The 15349-nt window shown below is 70.2% G+C and carries 17 protein-coding genes; 6 read left to right on the top strand and 11 right to left on the bottom strand.

Annotated elements, in window-relative coordinates:
• Positions 1-338: 338 nt before the first annotated feature.
• From AB0A97_RS34885 to AB0A97_RS34855, 7 genes are read right to left on the bottom strand one after another with little or no spacing between them, the layout of a single operon-like run.
• Positions 339-977 (bottom strand): hypothetical protein, encoded by a 639-nt coding sequence (locus AB0A97_RS34885; protein WP_361157819.1) that lies wholly within the window; start codon positions 975-977, stop codon positions 339-341.
• Positions 978-979: 2 nt separating this feature from the next.
• Positions 980-2188, bottom strand: coding sequence for an acyl-CoA dehydrogenase family protein (locus AB0A97_RS34880; RefSeq protein ID WP_361157817.1), 1209 nt, complete (start codon positions 2186-2188; stop codon positions 980-982).
• A gap of 58 nt (positions 2189-2246) precedes the next feature.
• The gene (locus tag AB0A97_RS34875; protein WP_361157814.1) at positions 2247-2786 is read right to left on the bottom strand and encodes a GAF domain-containing protein; all 540 of its coding nucleotides are present in this window, start codon (positions 2784-2786) and stop codon (positions 2247-2249) included.
• Positions 2783-3337 (bottom strand): ATP/GTP-binding protein, encoded by a 555-nt coding sequence (locus AB0A97_RS34870; RefSeq protein ID WP_361157855.1) that lies wholly within the window; start codon positions 3335-3337, stop codon positions 2783-2785. Before AB0A97_RS34870 ends, AB0A97_RS34875 begins: the two co-directional genes overlap by 4 nt.
• A gap of 46 nt (positions 3338-3383) precedes the next feature.
• Complete coding sequence (locus AB0A97_RS34865) at positions 3384-3746, bottom strand: DUF742 domain-containing protein (RefSeq protein ID WP_361157811.1); 363 nt, start codon at positions 3744-3746, stop codon at positions 3384-3386.
• A 1-nt stretch (position 3747) separates the two neighbouring features.
• Complete coding sequence (locus tag AB0A97_RS34860; protein ID WP_361157809.1) at positions 3748-4230, bottom strand: roadblock/LC7 domain-containing protein; 483 nt, start codon at positions 4228-4230, stop codon at positions 3748-3750.
• Positions 4220-5692: an ATP-binding protein gene (locus tag AB0A97_RS34855; RefSeq protein ID WP_361157807.1), complete on the bottom strand. Its 1473-nt coding sequence runs from the start codon at positions 5690-5692 to the stop codon at positions 4220-4222. Before AB0A97_RS34855 ends, AB0A97_RS34860 begins: the two co-directional genes overlap by 11 nt.
• A gap of 283 nt (positions 5693-5975) precedes the next feature.
• Here AB0A97_RS34855 and AB0A97_RS34850 point away from each other — a divergent pair, with 283 nt between their 5' ends.
• Together AB0A97_RS34850 and AB0A97_RS34845 are read left to right on the top strand one after the other, a co-directional pair.
• Positions 5976-7463, top strand: coding sequence for a Tat pathway signal protein (locus AB0A97_RS34850; protein WP_361157804.1), 1488 nt, complete (start codon positions 5976-5978; stop codon positions 7461-7463).
• A gap of 63 nt (positions 7464-7526) precedes the next feature.
• A complete protein-coding gene (locus AB0A97_RS34845) occupies positions 7527-8024 on the top strand; it encodes a TrmO family methyltransferase (protein WP_361157801.1) in 498 nt (165 codons plus the stop codon).
• Between the two features lie 173 nt (positions 8025-8197).
• On the opposite strand, the gene AB0A97_RS34840 is transcribed toward AB0A97_RS34845, so the two are convergent.
• From AB0A97_RS34840 to AB0A97_RS34825, 4 genes are all read right to left on the bottom strand, one after another.
• Positions 8198-8605 (bottom strand): DUF6302 family protein, encoded by a 408-nt coding sequence (locus AB0A97_RS34840; RefSeq protein ID WP_361157798.1) that lies wholly within the window; start codon positions 8603-8605, stop codon positions 8198-8200.
• 538 nt (positions 8606-9143) lie between these two features.
• Positions 9144-9764: a hypothetical protein gene (locus tag AB0A97_RS34835; RefSeq protein WP_361157795.1), complete on the bottom strand. Its 621-nt coding sequence runs from the start codon at positions 9762-9764 to the stop codon at positions 9144-9146.
• A complete protein-coding gene (locus tag AB0A97_RS34830) occupies positions 9765-10334 on the bottom strand; it encodes an NUDIX domain-containing protein (protein ID WP_361157793.1) in 570 nt (189 codons plus the stop codon).
• Positions 10334-10759 carry a hypothetical protein gene (locus tag AB0A97_RS34825; protein WP_361157791.1) on the bottom strand — a complete coding sequence of 142 codons (426 nt, stop codon included), beginning with the start codon at positions 10757-10759 and terminating at the stop codon, positions 10334-10336. The genes AB0A97_RS34830 and AB0A97_RS34825 overlap by 1 nt, the downstream gene beginning before the upstream one ends.
• Positions 10760-11401: 642 nt before the next feature.
• On the opposite strand from AB0A97_RS34825, the gene AB0A97_RS34820 reads away from it, so the two are divergent.
• The 4 genes from AB0A97_RS34820 to AB0A97_RS34805 all read left to right on the top strand — a co-directional run bounded on the left by AB0A97_RS34820 (position 11402) and on the right by AB0A97_RS34805 (position 15070).
• The gene (locus AB0A97_RS34820) at positions 11402-12301 is read left to right on the top strand and encodes a helix-turn-helix transcriptional regulator (protein ID WP_361157789.1); all 900 of its coding nucleotides are present in this window, start codon (positions 11402-11404) and stop codon (positions 12299-12301) included.
• An 11-nt stretch (positions 12302-12312) separates the two neighbouring features.
• Entirely contained in the window at positions 12313-12519 is a 207-nt protein-coding gene (locus AB0A97_RS34815; protein ID WP_361157786.1) for a DUF397 domain-containing protein, read from the top strand.
• Positions 12520-12734: 215 nt separating this feature from the next.
• The gene (locus AB0A97_RS34810; RefSeq protein WP_361157784.1) at positions 12735-14189 is read left to right on the top strand and encodes a helix-turn-helix transcriptional regulator; all 1455 of its coding nucleotides are present in this window, start codon (positions 12735-12737) and stop codon (positions 14187-14189) included.
• Entirely contained in the window at positions 14186-15070 is an 885-nt protein-coding gene (locus tag AB0A97_RS34805) for an aminoglycoside phosphotransferase family protein (RefSeq protein WP_361157781.1), read from the top strand. The genes AB0A97_RS34810 and AB0A97_RS34805 overlap by 4 nt, the downstream gene beginning before the upstream one ends.
• Positions 15071-15349: the final 279 nt, after the last annotated feature.

Here is a 15349-nt window from a genome sequence, read left to right as displayed (position 1 = left end):
CCCACTGGCCCGCCCCCTCCGGGGCAGCCGCCGCTGCGGGCTGGCCGCCCACTCGGGGCCAAACCACCCCCCCCCGCAGGAGCCGCGCGGTCGCGGTGGCGGCCCGGGCCGCCACCGCATCTCCCGGGCTGGGCGCTGGATGCGAAACAGCGCGGCCGGGAGAGGCCATACAGGGGCGGCGCGTGGCGCCCGGTGCCCCACCCGAAGAGGGGGCGGCACCGGGCCACGGCTGTGCCTTCCCGGCCGGTCGCGCCGCTGGCTGCGGCAAGACCTTCGCGGGGCCGGGAAGGCCGGTACGGCCGGAACGCGGCGGCCGTACCCGCCCTCGGGTGGCCCCCTCAGTCCGCCCGGGGGAGTTCGGTGGTGCGGGCCTGGCGCCGGAGCACACAGGGCGGCAATTGCGTGCGGACGGCGGAGGCGAGGCGGGGAAGGCGCTTGGCCTTGCGGCGCAGGATGAACAGGGAGGCACCGGGGGTGGTGTCGTGCACGACCTCCAGGCCGTAGCGTTCGCCGAGGTGGCCGGCCAGCGGCCCGTCGAAGCTGTGCGCGGCCAGCCACCGCACGCGCTGCTGCGCGCCGTAGTCGAGGAGCCAGTCGATCAGCAGGGCGCCGTACCCTTGGGCGCCGGCGTCGCGGCGCTCGTAGAGATGACCGATCCACAGGGCTCCGCCGGGCTTTGGATCCCAGCGTGGGGTGCGCATGCGGTCTTTGGTCACCAGGGCACAGCTGCGGAGTATGCCGTCTTCCAGCAGCAGCCAGGTCACCGGATGACCGCGTTCGACCACGCCGAGATTCGGCACCAGCGTGCAGCCTGCGGCGGCCGCTTCGCCGGGCGGTTGGTCCATCCAGTCGGGATGGTGCCTGACGAACGCCTTCACGGCGCGGTGGTCGGCGTACTCGCCCGGGCGGATCAGGAGGCTCGGCCGCCGGGCGGGGGCGGCCGGCGGCGCCGGGGTGGTGGTGGGGGTGCGGGGCATGGTCATACCTCCACGCAGACGTCGGCGGAGCGGTCGTCGGCCGGGGCCAGGCGGGCCGACCACTGGCCCTTGTCCAGGCCGAGCGCCATTTCGCCCAGGCGCCGCAGCTGTATGTCCGAGGTGCCGGCCGGGGCGAAGAGGTGGTGGGCGTCGCGCAGGTAGCGCTCGACGGGGCGGTCGGTGAACAGGGCGCAGCCACCGTGGATTTCCATGGCCGCGCGGGCGGAGTCCAGGGCCAGCTCGGTGTTGAGCAGCTTGGCGTTCATCAGCTCCGCGTCGCACGGCTGGCCCTGGTCGAGCAGGTGGGCGGCGTGATAGGCGGCCAGGCGCGCGGTCATCAGCCGTGACTGCAGTTGCCCGATTTTGAGCCGGATGGTGGACAGCGTGTGCAGCGGCTGGCCATAGCGCCGGCGTTCGGCGGCGAAGCGCACGGTCTCCTCGACGATGGCCTGGTGGATGCCGAGCGCCACCGCGGCCAAGTTCGGCCGGCCGTACAGCACGCTGGAGGAGTACGCGACGGCCAGCCCCTCGCCCTCCCGGCCCAGCAGGTTCGCCGCCGGGATGCGGCAGTTGTCGAAGGCCAGCTCGCCGAAGCCGAAGCCGTGCAGCCCCATGGCCCGCCGGTGGTCACCGACGTGCAGGCCCGGCCGGCCTGCCTCCACCAGGAACGCCGACAGGCCCGAGGAGCCCTCGCCGGTGCGCAGCACGACGCCGTGCAGGTTGCCGATGTGGCTGTTGCCGACGTAGATCTTGTGCCCGTTGAGGACGTAGGTGTCGCCGTCGCGGACCGCCGTGCCGCTCATGCCGAGCACATGGCCGCCCGACTCCGGCTCGGTGACCGCGATGGTCGGCAGGCACTCGCCCGCGGCGATGGCCGGCAGCCAGGTCTTCTTCTGCTCCTCGCTGCCGAAGTGGATGATCTTCGCGGTGCCGAGCTGGGAGGCCTGCGCCATGGCGCCCATGGCGCCGCTGACCCGCGACAGCTCCTCGATGATGAGGGTCTTGGCCAGGTGCCCGGCCCCCATCCCGCCGTAGGCGCGGTCGACGGTGGCGCCGATCCACCCCTGCGCGGCGACCGACCACGCCAGCTCGCGCTCGATCGCACCGGTGGCTTCCATGTGCGCCACGCGCGGGGCGACCTCGCGCTCGGCGAAGGCGCGCACGTCCTGGCGCAGCTCCCGGTGGTGCGGCCTCAAGAACCAGTCGGACATCGTGGAGCTCCCCTTTTCTCCCGGTGAAGGCGGTGTACGGCGATGCGGCACAGCGCTGCTAGCGCGGCGTGAGACCGGAGCGGCGGCAGAGGTAGCCCATGACCTCGTCACTTCCGGCTTTGATCAGGGCCAGCGAGTCCCGGCCGGTGGCCTTCGGTTTCTCCTGGTGACCGACGAAGCACACGGTGCCCAGCACAACGCCGCGGCAGATCAGGGGCGCACCGGCGTAGGTGCGGATGTTGATCCGGTCGACGACCTCGTTGCCGGCGAAGCGCGGGTGGACGAAGACGTCCGGCAGGACCAGGGCCTTTTCCCGCTGCACGACCTCGGGACAGTAGCCGTGCTCGAGGGCCATCGAGCGGCCCACCACCGGCAGGCCGCTGTCCGGGCCGGGGGTGCACAGGCCCAGGAAGTGCTGCTGCTCGGCGCCGAAGATGTTGACCATGGCGTAGGGCACGCCGGCGGCCTGGGCCAGGCGCTGGGCGAAGGCATCCAGCTGCGGGTCGGGGCCGGTCAGGCCCAGGGCGTTGAGCGCGGCGTCACGGTCGAGTTGGCGGGGGGCCCTCTCGTGCTGCGGTGACGGGACGGGACGGGTCATCGGCGGGCTCCAGGTGCGGCGGCGCGTCGCAGGTGCAGGCTGTGGCTGACCAGGCTGGTCAGGGCGGCGCGGGCAGGTTCGTAGTGGCGGACATCGCACGTGATGATGGGGACGGCAGGGGGCAGGCCCAGGGCGTGGCGGATCTCGTCGGGGCAGTAGCGGTGGGCACCGTCGAACTCGTTGACGGCGATGATGAACGGCACCTTGCGCTGCTCGCACCAGGTGACCGTGGGGAAGGAGGACGCCAGGCACCGGGTGTCGACGAGAACCACGACGCCGAGCGCGCCGAGCAGCACGTCATCCCAGAGATAGCCGAAGCGTTCCTGGCCCGGGGTGCCGAAGAGGTAGAGGACCATGTACCGGGGGCTGGTGAAGGTGATCTTCCCGAAGTCCATGGCCACGGTCGTGGTGGTCTTGTCCGTCGCGTCATCGAGGTGATCGGTTGCGGCGCTGGCGGTGGTCATCACCTCCTCCGCGTGCAGGACACCGGTCTCGCTGAGGGTGTCGACCAGCGTGGTCTTGCCGACCCCGAAGCTGCCGGCGATGACCACCTTCAAGTCGAGCGGAAGCCCAGCTCCGGACGTGGGCTCGGAGACGTCAGGGGTCGTTGCGCAGGCCTTCAAGTAACGCCTCCAGTAGCGGGACATCAGGGCCGGTGGGGCCGTCGGGGTTGGCCAGCATCAAAGCGCCCGCGTCCAGGAGGTCGCCGGCCAGGACTTTGATCGCCTGGACCGGCTGGCCCAGGCGGGCGGAGAGCTCGGACACCGCCTGGGCGCTGCCGCTGCAGTACAGCAGCAGCGCTTCGTGTTCGGCGGTGGTGTACAGCGGCCGGGTGGCGGCTCTGGCGATCAACGTGCTGGACAGGTGCAGTGTGTGCTTCGGGCGGGTGCGTCCTGCTGTGATCAGATACGGGCGCACGTCCCCCAGGGTGCTGCTGCTCCAGCCGCCGCCGGCCGCCATGTCACTGCTCCAGCTGGCGGATGCCGTTGCGGGGGGCGCCCAGCCGGCGGATGCCGTTGCGGCGGGCGGCCACGACCAACTGCTCGTCCAGACCGGTGACGAACCGCACCATGTGGTGACCGGCCTGGCCCGGGTCAGCATCGCGCCCGGCCACGACGGTCAGGAGGGTGCCGACGGCCTTCTCGTCCACCAGCCCGGCGCCCATCACGAAGCAGAAGCCCTCGTCGTGCTCGACCGCGACCTGCCGCACGCCGCCGGGGCGCTCCTTGAACAGCTGGCGGGCCGCCGAGCGGATCCCGGTACAGGCCGCGGCGGCGTCGTCGGCGTCGTCCACACTGCGGTTGCAGAAGGCGAGCTTGAGACCGTCGCCGGTCGACAATAGCGCCCACTGCGCCCCGGGGATCTGCCGGACGAGGGCTTCCAGCAACTTCGCCAGCTCCTCCTGGGCCTTTGCCGTGTCGAGGTCGGTGGGCTCAGCGTGCACGGTTGTCCTCCTGCATCGGGTGCTGGGCGGGGGTATCAGAGGTCTCGGGCTCGGCCGCCGGGGCGTCCTGGGGCCGGGGCTGCGGAGCGTGGGGGGTGCGCGAGGTGAAGTCGGCCAGCAGCCTGCCGGTCGGACGTCCGTGCGGGCCCTGCTGCGGTCTTGCGGCAAGCGCCGCAGCGGCCAAAGCGTCCCGGCGTGGCAGCGCGGGACGGCCGTCGCTGAGGGGCTGCTGAGGGACTGCCTGCTCCTGGGGGCGGTCCTCAGTGTGATCGGTGAGGGAGGCGGCGCTGGGCAGGACAGCGCGCTGTCCCGCCGGCGCCGGCAGCCCCCGAGACCCGCTGCGCGCGGCCGGTTGCTGCGTGGGGGCCTCGACGAGCAGGCCGGCCGGCAGGACCACGATGGCCTGGGTGCCGCCCGTGATGTTCGGCCGCAGCTCGATCGTGATGCGGTGCCGCTGCGCCAGTAGCGCGGCCACCAGCAGGCCGAGGGTTCCTTTACGCAGCCGGACGCGGGGGTCCTCGGTGTCCGGGGCAACCAGCAGCCGGTTGAGCGCCTCGTACTTGCCCGGCGACATCCCGGTTCCGCTGTCGATCACCCGGATGACGACACGGTCCTTCATCTGACGCGTGTGAACCTCCACCCGCTCCGTGGAGAACCGCGTCGCGTTTTCCATCAACGCGGCCAGCAGATGCACGAGGTTGGGGCTGACGTAGCCCAGCACCGCCGCTGCCACCGGCGCCTGGGCTATCCGCACCCGGGCGTAGTCGTGGATTCCGGAGGCGGCGCTGCGCAGGGCCTGCATGATGGGGACCGCCTCGCTGTTACGGGAGGGCAGGTTGCCGCCGAGCACCAGCAGACTTTCCACAAGGCGCCGCATCTGCGTCAGAAGGTGGTCGATGCCGTACAACCCGTGCAACAAGTCCGGGTCCTCCAACCCCCACTCCACCTTCTCGATGTCGTGAATGGCACGGTTGACCAGGCTCTGCAGGCGCGGAGCGATGGAGTTGAACAGCTCGGCCAGCTCCGCCTGCGGGCTCAGCTGCTGACGGGCATGGGCCGCCGTCGTCAGCACCGCCTGCCACGCCTCGGCGAACGCCTGCTGCAAAGCAGCCGGGACATCGACGGCGAGGCTGCCCGTGCGCGGCTCGACCGGCGGAGGCTCGTAGTCCAGGCGCACGGAGCCGCGACTGGCCTGATCAAGGGCCCACCGGATCCTGTCGCGGCCACCGTCGATGAGCGGAACCAAGCTGGCCAAGGACTGCAGCAGTTCGCCGACGGTCTGCTGAGCGACGTCGCGCTCAGTACGCAGCCGCCTGGCGCACTCCGCGGCAGTGCGGGTGCGGGCAGCGGTCCACCCCAGCACGCCTGCGACCGCCGTACACGAGACGAAAACGGCGCCCGCGGGCGGCAGGAGCCCCAAGGTGTCGACGAGCCATCCGCCGCCGACCGCCGCGGCCGTCAACGAGGCCGCGGACGTCGCCGGGGGAAGACGCAACGGGGCCTCGGCGTGCCAGGGGCCCGAAGGGGCCACGGCGTGGGCTGCGCGGTCAGACACGCCCCACCTCGCTACAGACCGCGCCCCGCTTGCGGGCGTGGGAAGGACACCGGTACTGGCCGGCGGATGCGGGCATCGCTGCCACGGGAACGACTCCAGACGTAGGAATACAGCAGGAACTGCGCAGCACCGACGGCAGAGGGGAACTGGCCGATCCGTGCTTGGCGTTGACCAGAGGGGGAATACCGTTGTGATCAGCGAACCGCGAAGTGATGCGTCGGGCTACCCGGCCGTCAACGCGGATGCCGTCAAAGGCGTCAAAGATCGTTTCGGCCCCGAGGGATGCACCATGGCACGCACGCGTAACAACATGCTGGCGGCGGTCATCAAAGAAACAGGCTGGTCGCAGTCGCAGGCGGCCGCCCACGTCGTCCGCGTTGCCGCCGAGGCGGGCGCTGCGCACGCGATGACGGTGACGCGCTCGCACATCGCCATGTGGATCAGTGGCACCTGTCCGGGGGAGCAGGCCACGCATATCGTGTGTGAGACGCTCTCGCGGCGGCTCGGACGTCTCGTGACGCCCGCGCACATCGGGCTTGCACCCGCTGCGCCGGCGGATTCGGCCGCGCTCAGCTGGGACGCCGGCACGAACGTCGTGGCTGCGCTGATCGATCTCGGGGACGCCTACATGGACATGAACCGCCGACAGGTACTGCAGAGGTCTGCCTATTCGCTGGCCGGTGCCGCGCTGCCACCGGACACCTGGTGGAAGCAGAGCCGTGAGGCCGCGCAGGACCGCCAGGCCGTCTCCCGGCTTAGCATCACCTCCGCCCACGTGGACAGCGTGCGCGAGGCGATGCGGTTCTACAGCCGTCAGGACCAGCGGCTGGGCGGCCGCGCCGGCCGCGATGCCCTCATCGCATACCTGCGCTCTGATATCGCCTCCTACCTTCAGGCACGCTTTCCCAGCGAGCGCCTGCGCCGGGAGACGTTCGCGGCCGCCTCCGAGCTGACCTATCTGGCGGCCTGGATGGCCTTCGACTCCTCCGAGCACGCCATCGCCCAGCGCACTTTCGACCTCGCCCTGCGGCTGGCCGCCGAGGCCGGCGACGCACCGCTGGCCGGACACATCCTGCGGGCCGCCGCCCACCAGGCCGTCGACCTCGGCCACCCGGTGCGGGCGCTGCAACTGGCCGCCGGCTCGGTCGACCAACGGCGCTACTCGCTGGCGAGCCCGCGGGAAAAAGCTCTGCTGGGTGTGGTGCACGCCCGGGCCTTGGCCGCCAATCGCGACACGGCCGCAGCACTGGCCGCTTTGCGGCGCGCCGAGGACGATCTGTGCCGCGCCGGCGGCGAGGAGCCCGAACGCGTCTTTTTCTTCGCGGAGGCCTCGCTCGCCCACGAGACGGCCTGCACCCTGCGCGACCTGGGCGACCTGAAGGGCGCCGAAGCCGAATTCCGGCGCAGCGTCCGCACCCGGGCCCTGCCCGCCTCGGCGCGCACGCATGTGGTCACCCTCGGGTACCTGGGCGAGGTGCAAGCCCGTCAGGGGCATCTCGACCTGGCCTGCGCCACCTGGTCGTCTGCCCTGGACGCCCTGACCGGCATCCAGTCCGGCCGGGCCCGCGAGACGGTCGTGCGGATGCGCCGCGCCCTGTCCCCGCTGCGCGGCCGCGGCGGCAGCGTCGCCGCCGAGCTGGACGAACGCGCACGGGACGTCCTGCGCGGCGTAGGCTGACGCAGCCATGGCGGCGGTGCGGCGCCCAGCGTTGCACCTGCGAGAACAGATGGAGGACAGCCCGTGCCCGAGCAGTTCATCACGGTGCCGGTGATCGGAACGGTCGTCGGCGGCCACACCGGACGCCTCGACGACTACAAGGGCGGCGTGGAGTCGATCATCCGTCTCAACGAGGAGTACCCCGTCGAGACGCTCCAGGGCATCGAGGAGTTCAGCCACCTTCAGGTGACCTGGCACTTCAGCCAGGGTTCGCCGGCCGACGTGGCTCTGCACGCCCGCAGCCCCCGCGACAATCCGGCCTGGCCGGTCACGGGAACCTTCGTGCACCACAACCACCGCCGGCCGGCCCGCCTGGGAACCTCGTTCCCGCGACTGATGCGGGTCGACGGGCGCGACCTGCACGTGAGCGACCTGGACGCCGACGACGGCACGCCCGTCATCGACGTCGTGGCCGTCTTCCAGGAAATGCTGCCGCGCGGCCCGGTGAACCAGCCCTCCTGGCCCACCGAGATGCTGACCGCCTACTGGGCCGATGCCAGCGACCGGCCCCTGGGCGCGTAGCAGCAGGCCGTTGGCTCCCCGCCGGACGGGGCGGCGCACCGACCACAGGATCAACCGGGCGCTGAACACGCTCAGTTCGCCGGTGCCGCCTGTGCCCGGGGACGGCTGGAACGGGCGCCGCCGAGACCGGGCGGCGTCGCGGTCGCCGCAGGCAGCGGCGTCGAGGCGGACAGTCATACAGCGGCCCCAACCGGCACCGGCGCGCCGAGGTAGGCGGCGATGGCGCTCTCGCTGTAGCCGTAGAAGCGGCCGATCACGGCAGCGTTCCACGAGGCAGGAACGCGTTCGCCCCACCGCACGAGATGACGAGTGCCCGGATACAAGGGCCAGGCCAAGCGCACTCGAGGGAAGCCATCGCGGCCCTTGAGGGCGTCACGGAGACGCCAGCCACAACGCAGACAGCACGAGGAGAGGTAACCGCCGCGGCGACAGCCACCGACCGGTACCGCCAGGGCGGCACCCGTGTGGATGTGCAGGCCCAGGCTGCGGCGCAGGAGCGCCGGATCGGCCAGCCTGTGCTGGAAAAAGCTGTAGTCCAGTGCCTCGTGGGGTGGCACCAGCGTGACGACGTGTGCAGGCATGGCGGGTGTCGGTCTCCGAAGGTGAGAGCGGGGGAAGACGGCGTGAGGCGGTACGGGGAGGTTGCGTCGGACGCATCGCGGGTCAGCGTGACTGTGCCGGGCTGGAGGTGCGCGGTTGGTGCACCGACGTGCTGGGCCTTCGGGGTGCGAGGAACCGGTACCCGGCGACGGTGACAGGTGCTGTCATCGTGTGGAGCGCGTACGGAGGGACTGCTGGGCTGGCGCAGCTGAAGCGGCGGACGCCGTATGGCGCCCCGCCCCTGCCGGACAGTCCTGGTGCTGGCCGGGCGGCCGGCCCCTCGGGCGCACCACCCGGCGTCCTCCCGGGTGTGCTGGTGGCTGCCGGGAAGGTCTGCGCGGCCCTGCCTCGCCTGAGCCGCAGGGCGAGGCAGGGCCGCCTCCCGGGAGCACGCCGGTCGGGGATGCTCCGGGAGGCCGGGCGGCCACCACGAGGGAGGGGCCGCCCAGGGCACGGAGCCGGCGTCCGTGCCCCTCCGCGCGACGGCGCCGGACGACACCGCCTGCGGAAGTAGGCCCGTCAGGACCGTCTACGGCTCAGGACACACTGCGGAAGCTGTGCTACGACAACCCGGTCGAGGTCAGGCTGCCGCTGGGGCCGACGACGCAGCAGGGACGCCGAGTGGGGCGCGCTGCGCAGAACCTGCATGGTGTGACGCGCACCGAGGTCATCGGCCAGTTCTGCATCACTCGTCCACGCGCACACCCAGTCCACCTGCTCGTAGCGGGCGGCGTAGTCGGTGAACCAGCTCGTCAGGAGCGGTCCGTACGCGTCGGCCTCCGGACCTTTCAGGTCCGCGTACAGGTCGTCGATCCACAAGGACATGCCGCACTGCGGGTCAGGAAGCCACGTGCGATCCCGCGTGAGGTTCTGGACCAGCAGGGCGCAGCAGCGCACCTGCGATCCCTCCAATAGGACCCAGGACATCGGACGCCACCCCTCGTCCAGCACGCCGAGGTGCCGCAAAACCTGATTGTCGGCGGGATCAGCGGGCCTTGCGCGGCGCTCCACCCACGAAGGGTGCTCGGCAACAAGCCGTTCTACGACGCTGCGGTCGGCGTGCTCGGCCGGACGGACCAGATAGCGCGGCGCCGAACCGGCCGTGGTGGCCCCTGCCGGCACGGGGGCGGTGAGAAACATTTACCCGGCCCGCCTTTCATCGACAAACACACCGTCGCACCGCTCGACGAGGGTTCCGTTGGCCAGCGCCTCGAGGGCAGACTCGATGCGCCCAGCAGCCCGGCCGCAGTGCTCGGCCACGGCATCGGCCGCCAGCCACAGGAAGTGGTCCACGCCCTCCAAGGTGAGCTTCTGCCCGCCCGGCAGCCGGCCGCAGAAATGCACGTAGTGCTCGGTGGGCGGATCGCCCTTCGTCCTGTCGCGGACCAGCACCCGGTGCGCCGCAAGAGGCAGCCCCGTCTCGTACTGCACAGTGCGCATCAGCCCGTACACGTCGGCGTTGTCCGCCCCCGGCTCGCCGCCGGGCAGCCGGTATGTGCCGTCCGGCGCGCTGGCGGTGCGTACTGCCAGTACTTCGCCGAGGTGGTTAAGTACCAGGGCGGACCGGACGAGCTGCACTACAGGCGGGGGAGCCATCAGGATCTCCAGTTTCTGCGAAGCCGAGCCAGCGGTGGCGCCGTGCTCCGGCTGAGGCGTGCTGGGGCCGGCAGGACCGTCGTCGACAGCGTGGCCATACGTAGTCACAAGCATCACGAGCTCCTTGCCGCAGCCTGATCCGAAGCGGACAAGGTGCACACCACGGTCTTGCCGAGACCGTCAGCGCCGGGCTTCACGTCCAGGTGGCCGCCGTGCTCCTCGGCGAACGCGGTGGCGAGCAGGAGCCCGCGGTGGTGTTCGTCCACGTCCGAGGCGTCGGAATGGAGCACGGGCAGCTCTGCGGACGCGTCAGTGAACGCCATCCGCAGTGTCTGTCCCTGTTTGGCGAACTCCACGCCAGCCGGTGCGCCGCCGTGCAGGAGGCTGTTGGCGCCCAGCTCCCCGACGATCACTTCTGCCGCGTCCGCAAGGGAGGCCGAATCAGGCCAATGCTCGGTGACGAAACTCCGAGCCCGATGCCGCGCTGCTCCGACATCATCGGCAGCGGCAAGGTTCAACGTCACGCGTCCGCTGAGCATGTCGTGAACTCCTCCCACGGCGGAGGCGGTGGCCGGCGCCTGCTCGGGGAGCTGAGACGGCCACCCGGGAATAAGGTCCGCCAAGCCGCAGAGGGCTTCGCACCGCCGGAAAGCAGAAGCAGAGGAGACGCTGCAATACGGCAGGGGAGTGGCAGGGCCAGGAGCCAAGGGCAACCAGTGACTCAGGAGGGGCCGCCGGGGCCGCCGCTGTTGGTTAGGGCGGGGGGCAACGCCTCCGCGTACACGTGCCTTGCCAGGAGCGGAGCCCGTCTCCCACACACTGGCCGCCGTGCTGACCAGCTCCGGAAGAAACCGCACGGGGAACGGCGTGCTGTCCTCCCGCTGGGGGAACTGAGACACTGCTGGACTGGGCATGGCGGTCTCCATGACGAGAACGACGTTCCTTCATGAGGGCATGGCCCGGAAACGGTAGATCCGGCGGTCCGGGCCTCGAAGCAACTGCCGGGTGCGATGGAGTATGCAGCGTGGATCGCTCTCTATGAAACGCTCATTGTGAAACTGTCCGCATGAGTGATCCGCGGTAGGTGTCGCAACACGGACCGCCGTCCGCCGTGTAGCTTTCTTGTGGCTCCAGCGAGCCGACACCGACACTGGGGGCATGCGGATGAGGGGGCTGACCCGATGACGAAAGCACGTAACGCCGCAAGGAGTCCTGCGCCGGCCGCGGGGCCAACGACGCGGCGCCGCCAGGTCGGCATCCGACTGCAGGCCCTCCGAGCGGCAGCGGGGCTGTCAGCCGAGGAAGCGGGCACGCGGGCCGGAATGTCGAAGTCCACGGTGAGCCGCTATGAGTCCTCCAGGGGCAACATCAAGTGGAACCAGGTCGATCAACTGTGCCGCGCGTACGACGCCTCCGACGAGGAGCGAGCCGCGCTGGTGGACCTGGCCAAGAACTCCAAGGTGACAGAAGGCTGGTGGGTGCCCCGAGCGCACTCCGGATCGCTGCCGAACGAGCTCGGGATGCTGATCGCCCTCGAAAGCGAAGCGGAGCGCATCGACCAGTTCGCGGCCGGCATCGTTCCCGGCCTCCTGCAGACACGGGCGTACGCCGAGTCGATCAAGGCGATGCCCGGGTATGAGATGGAGGCCGATGCCCTGGAAAGCCTCCTCGATACCCGCATCGAGCGCCAGGCTGTCCTGGACCGGAAGGACCCGCCCCGCTACCAGGTCATTCTCGACGAGGCCGTGATCCGCCGGGAAGTGGGCGGGCCGGAGGTCATGGCCAACCAACTCGATTACCTTCTGGACCGCGCTCAGCGCCCCGGCACCACCCTTCGGGTCCTGCCGTTCGCCAGCGGCGCCCACTCGGCAGCCCTGACCGGCTTCATCACGCTCAGAGGCCCCGACCCGACCTGCGATGTTGTCTACACCGAGAACATGAGCGGATCGCTCTACCTGGAGAAACCGGAAGAGCTCAGCTTGTGCACCGCGGCCTTCGAGTACTTGCTCGGCGAGGCCCTATCCCCGAACTCCTCGGCCGAAATGATCGCCGAGGCCCGTAAGCAGCACCTGAAGACCTAGCGAGGAACGAAGTGAACGAGCAACTCGGCCGGTACACGTGGTTCAAGAGCAGCTACAGCGGCCAGCCGTCGACCGATTGCGTGGAGACCGCCTTCACCGACCACGCAGTGGCCGTTCGAGACTCCAAGAACCCCGACGGCCCCCACCACGAGTTCCCTCAGGATTCGTGGACCTCCTTCATCGGGGGCGTCAAAGCCGGAGTCTTCGGCCGGCACTGACCCTCGACAACGCCCTGCAGCGCGCCGCGGCCCGGTTCCCCGTGAGCCGGGCCGCACGCGCTGATGTCCCGTGTCGAGCCGCTGACGCCCTTGCACATCGCACCGTATCTCCCCGCGCCGCCAGCCCAGCACAGCAAGAACGAGCTGGCAGGCAGCAGGCGTTGGGAGGGGAAAGAACACTGTACGGCGACATAAACGCCCCACGTAGCCCGGGGATGCGTACAGTCTGCTGCCGGTATCGTTGTCCGCATCAGGATGCTGAGGTGGTTGCCGTGCCACAGAAACCGAAGGCGCTGGATGACAGAGAGTCCATGGCCGCCTGGTTCGGGAAGGAACTTCGGAACTGGCGCCGGACCCGGAACCTGTCCTCGAACGAACTTGGCGTGAAACTGCAGCTCAGCGGCGCGACGATCCTCAAGATCGAAAAGGCCGAGCGGACCTGCACCGCTGAGCAGGTCGCCTCCATGGACAAGGTCCTGGACGCCGGAGGAGCCCTGTGCCGGCTGTGGCGCCGCGTCGAAGCGGACAGCGCCGCGCTCCGTGATGCGGACAAGCCGACGGCCAAGTCCCCTCGGATGGCCTCCGAGATGGATGGGGTGGGCATGGTTATGGCGAAGCCGCAATCCCTACCGGAAGGGAACCTGTCACCCGTGGAACGACGCGCCTTCCTCGGCCTGGGCGGTATAGCCGCCCTCAGCCCCGTCACCTTCGCCGACCTGATCCGCCGAAGTGATCCTGTGGCATTGCCCAAGACCGTCCATCCGCACGAGGTCGCCCAGGTCTGGGCCGCATCCCAGCAGATCGCGCAGTGGGACAACCTCTACGGGGGTGCCGGAATGGTCCGCCCCGCCTCTGCCGGCCTGTTCACCTGGGCCACCGGACTGCTCGGTGTGGACTGCCCCGACGAGCAGATGAAGCACGACCTCTTCGCAGCCGTCAGCCGCCTGGCCATCGTTATGGGAGCCTCCGCCTTCGACGCCTATCAGCACCACGACGCTCAGGGATACCTCCGCGTCGGAACGGCATGCGCGGAGCAAGCCGGCAACTGGCATCTCCGCGCTGCCGCCTTGAACTGGCAGGCCCGCCAGGCCATCTGGCTCGGCGCTCCCGACGACGGCCTCACCCACGCCGAAAACGGCCTCCTGCGCGCCGACCGGCTGACGCCTCGCGAACGGGCGATGCTCCACAACGCGAGGGCGCGAGCGCTGGCGAAGATGGGCCGCACCCAGGCGACCCTCGCCGCGGTCGGCCGCTCCGATGAGGCTGTTGCCCAGGCCAGGCCGGGCCAGGACGCGCCCTGGATGGGGTACTACGACGAAGCCCAGCACCACGGAGATACCGGACACGCCCTGTACGACCTCGCTCTCATCAGCGGCCACACCCCGCACAAGGCCGTCGAGCGCTTACAGACCGCCATCAACAAGCACACCGACGCCTATGTCCGCTCCCGTGCCCTTTCCGGCACCAAACTCGCGTCGCTGACCATGGCCACCGGCGACCCCCGGGAGGCGGCAGCCATCGGCATGAGGGCCTTGGACGAGGTCGGACGGCTCAGCTCCCGGCGGGCGCTCGACGACATAAAGGAACTGCGGCGCATCTGCGGCAAACGCGCCCGTATCCCCGAAGTCGCCGAGCTGCGCGCGCGCATCCGCACTACCGTCGGCCCATGACGTCGACACGCGCCGCAGACTCGTTCGCTCTGCTCGAAGAGGTCGCCGCAGTTGTCGGCCTGTCGTCAGCGGATGCCACTCCCATCCGGCTCGCAGAGAACGACCTGTGGCGCCTGCCCGGAAAGATCGTCGTTCGGATAGCACGCCCCGGTCAGCAGCAGGCAGCTGCGCGTGAGGTCGCCGTCGCGCGCTGGCTGCTGCAGCACGACGTTCCAGCAGTACGCCCCCTGCCTCTGAACCAGCCCGTCGTGGTGCAGGGACGGGCAGCGACCTTCTGGGAGGAACTGCCACCCCACAAGCCGGGATGCGCGGCTGACCTCGCGCCGCTTCTCCGTCGCCTGCACGGCCTGCCCAGACCATCGTTCCCCGTCGGAGACTTGGACCCGTTCGTTCGGATCCGTGACCGCCTGAGCGAAGCCCACTCGATAACCGAACAGGACAGAGCCTGGCTTCTCGAACATCTCAGCGAACTGACCGAAGCCTGGACCAACCTCCCCCAGGGGCGCCCCCGCTCCTTGATCCACGGCGACGCCTGGGGAGGCAACTGCGCAGTGACCGCAACCGGTGCCCTTCTACTGGATTTCGAACGCACCTCACTCGGCCTGCCCGAATGGGACCTGACCTCGACAGCGGTGGCTGCTGACACCTTCGGCAGCCTGTCGCCCAAGTCGTACAACGGTTTCTGCCGGGCTTATGGGCACGATGTCATGACCTGGCCGGGGTACCCAGTACTCCGCGGAGTCCGGGAGCTGCGTCTTGTCACATTCGCCGTTCAGGTCGCCAGTGACGCTCCAGGCGCTGCTGCACAGGCCCAGTACCGGCTGGCCTGCATCCAAGGGCGGCGAGGCCCGCGTCCATGGGCGTGGACCGCGGTGGGTTAACGGACCGCGCTGTCAGGCGGGTCAACAGCGTACCGCCACCCCGGAAGCCGAACCGGGACCGCCGAGCTGCGCCGGCGCGTCACCGGAGCAAAAGGGAAGCGTGGTTGCCCGGCCGTGTCCCAGCGGGTGACGGCGATCTCTTCCAGAGCCGGTTCAGCGACTGGCCCGCGGTCGCGCACGAACGCGTCGGCCGCGAAGACGGCACCGGTGTTCACCATGACCGGGCCTATGACCTGGGTGCCTGCCTCGATGCGTGCACCAGCCTGCACAATGGCCAGC

The sequence above is a fragment of the Streptomyces sp. NPDC045470 genome, assembly GCF_040646595.1.
Lineage (GTDB): Bacteria > Actinomycetota > Actinomycetes > Streptomycetales > Streptomycetaceae > Streptomyces.
Note: the sequence above shows the minus strand (reverse complement) of the source record. Positions and strands in the feature narration are given on the sequence as shown.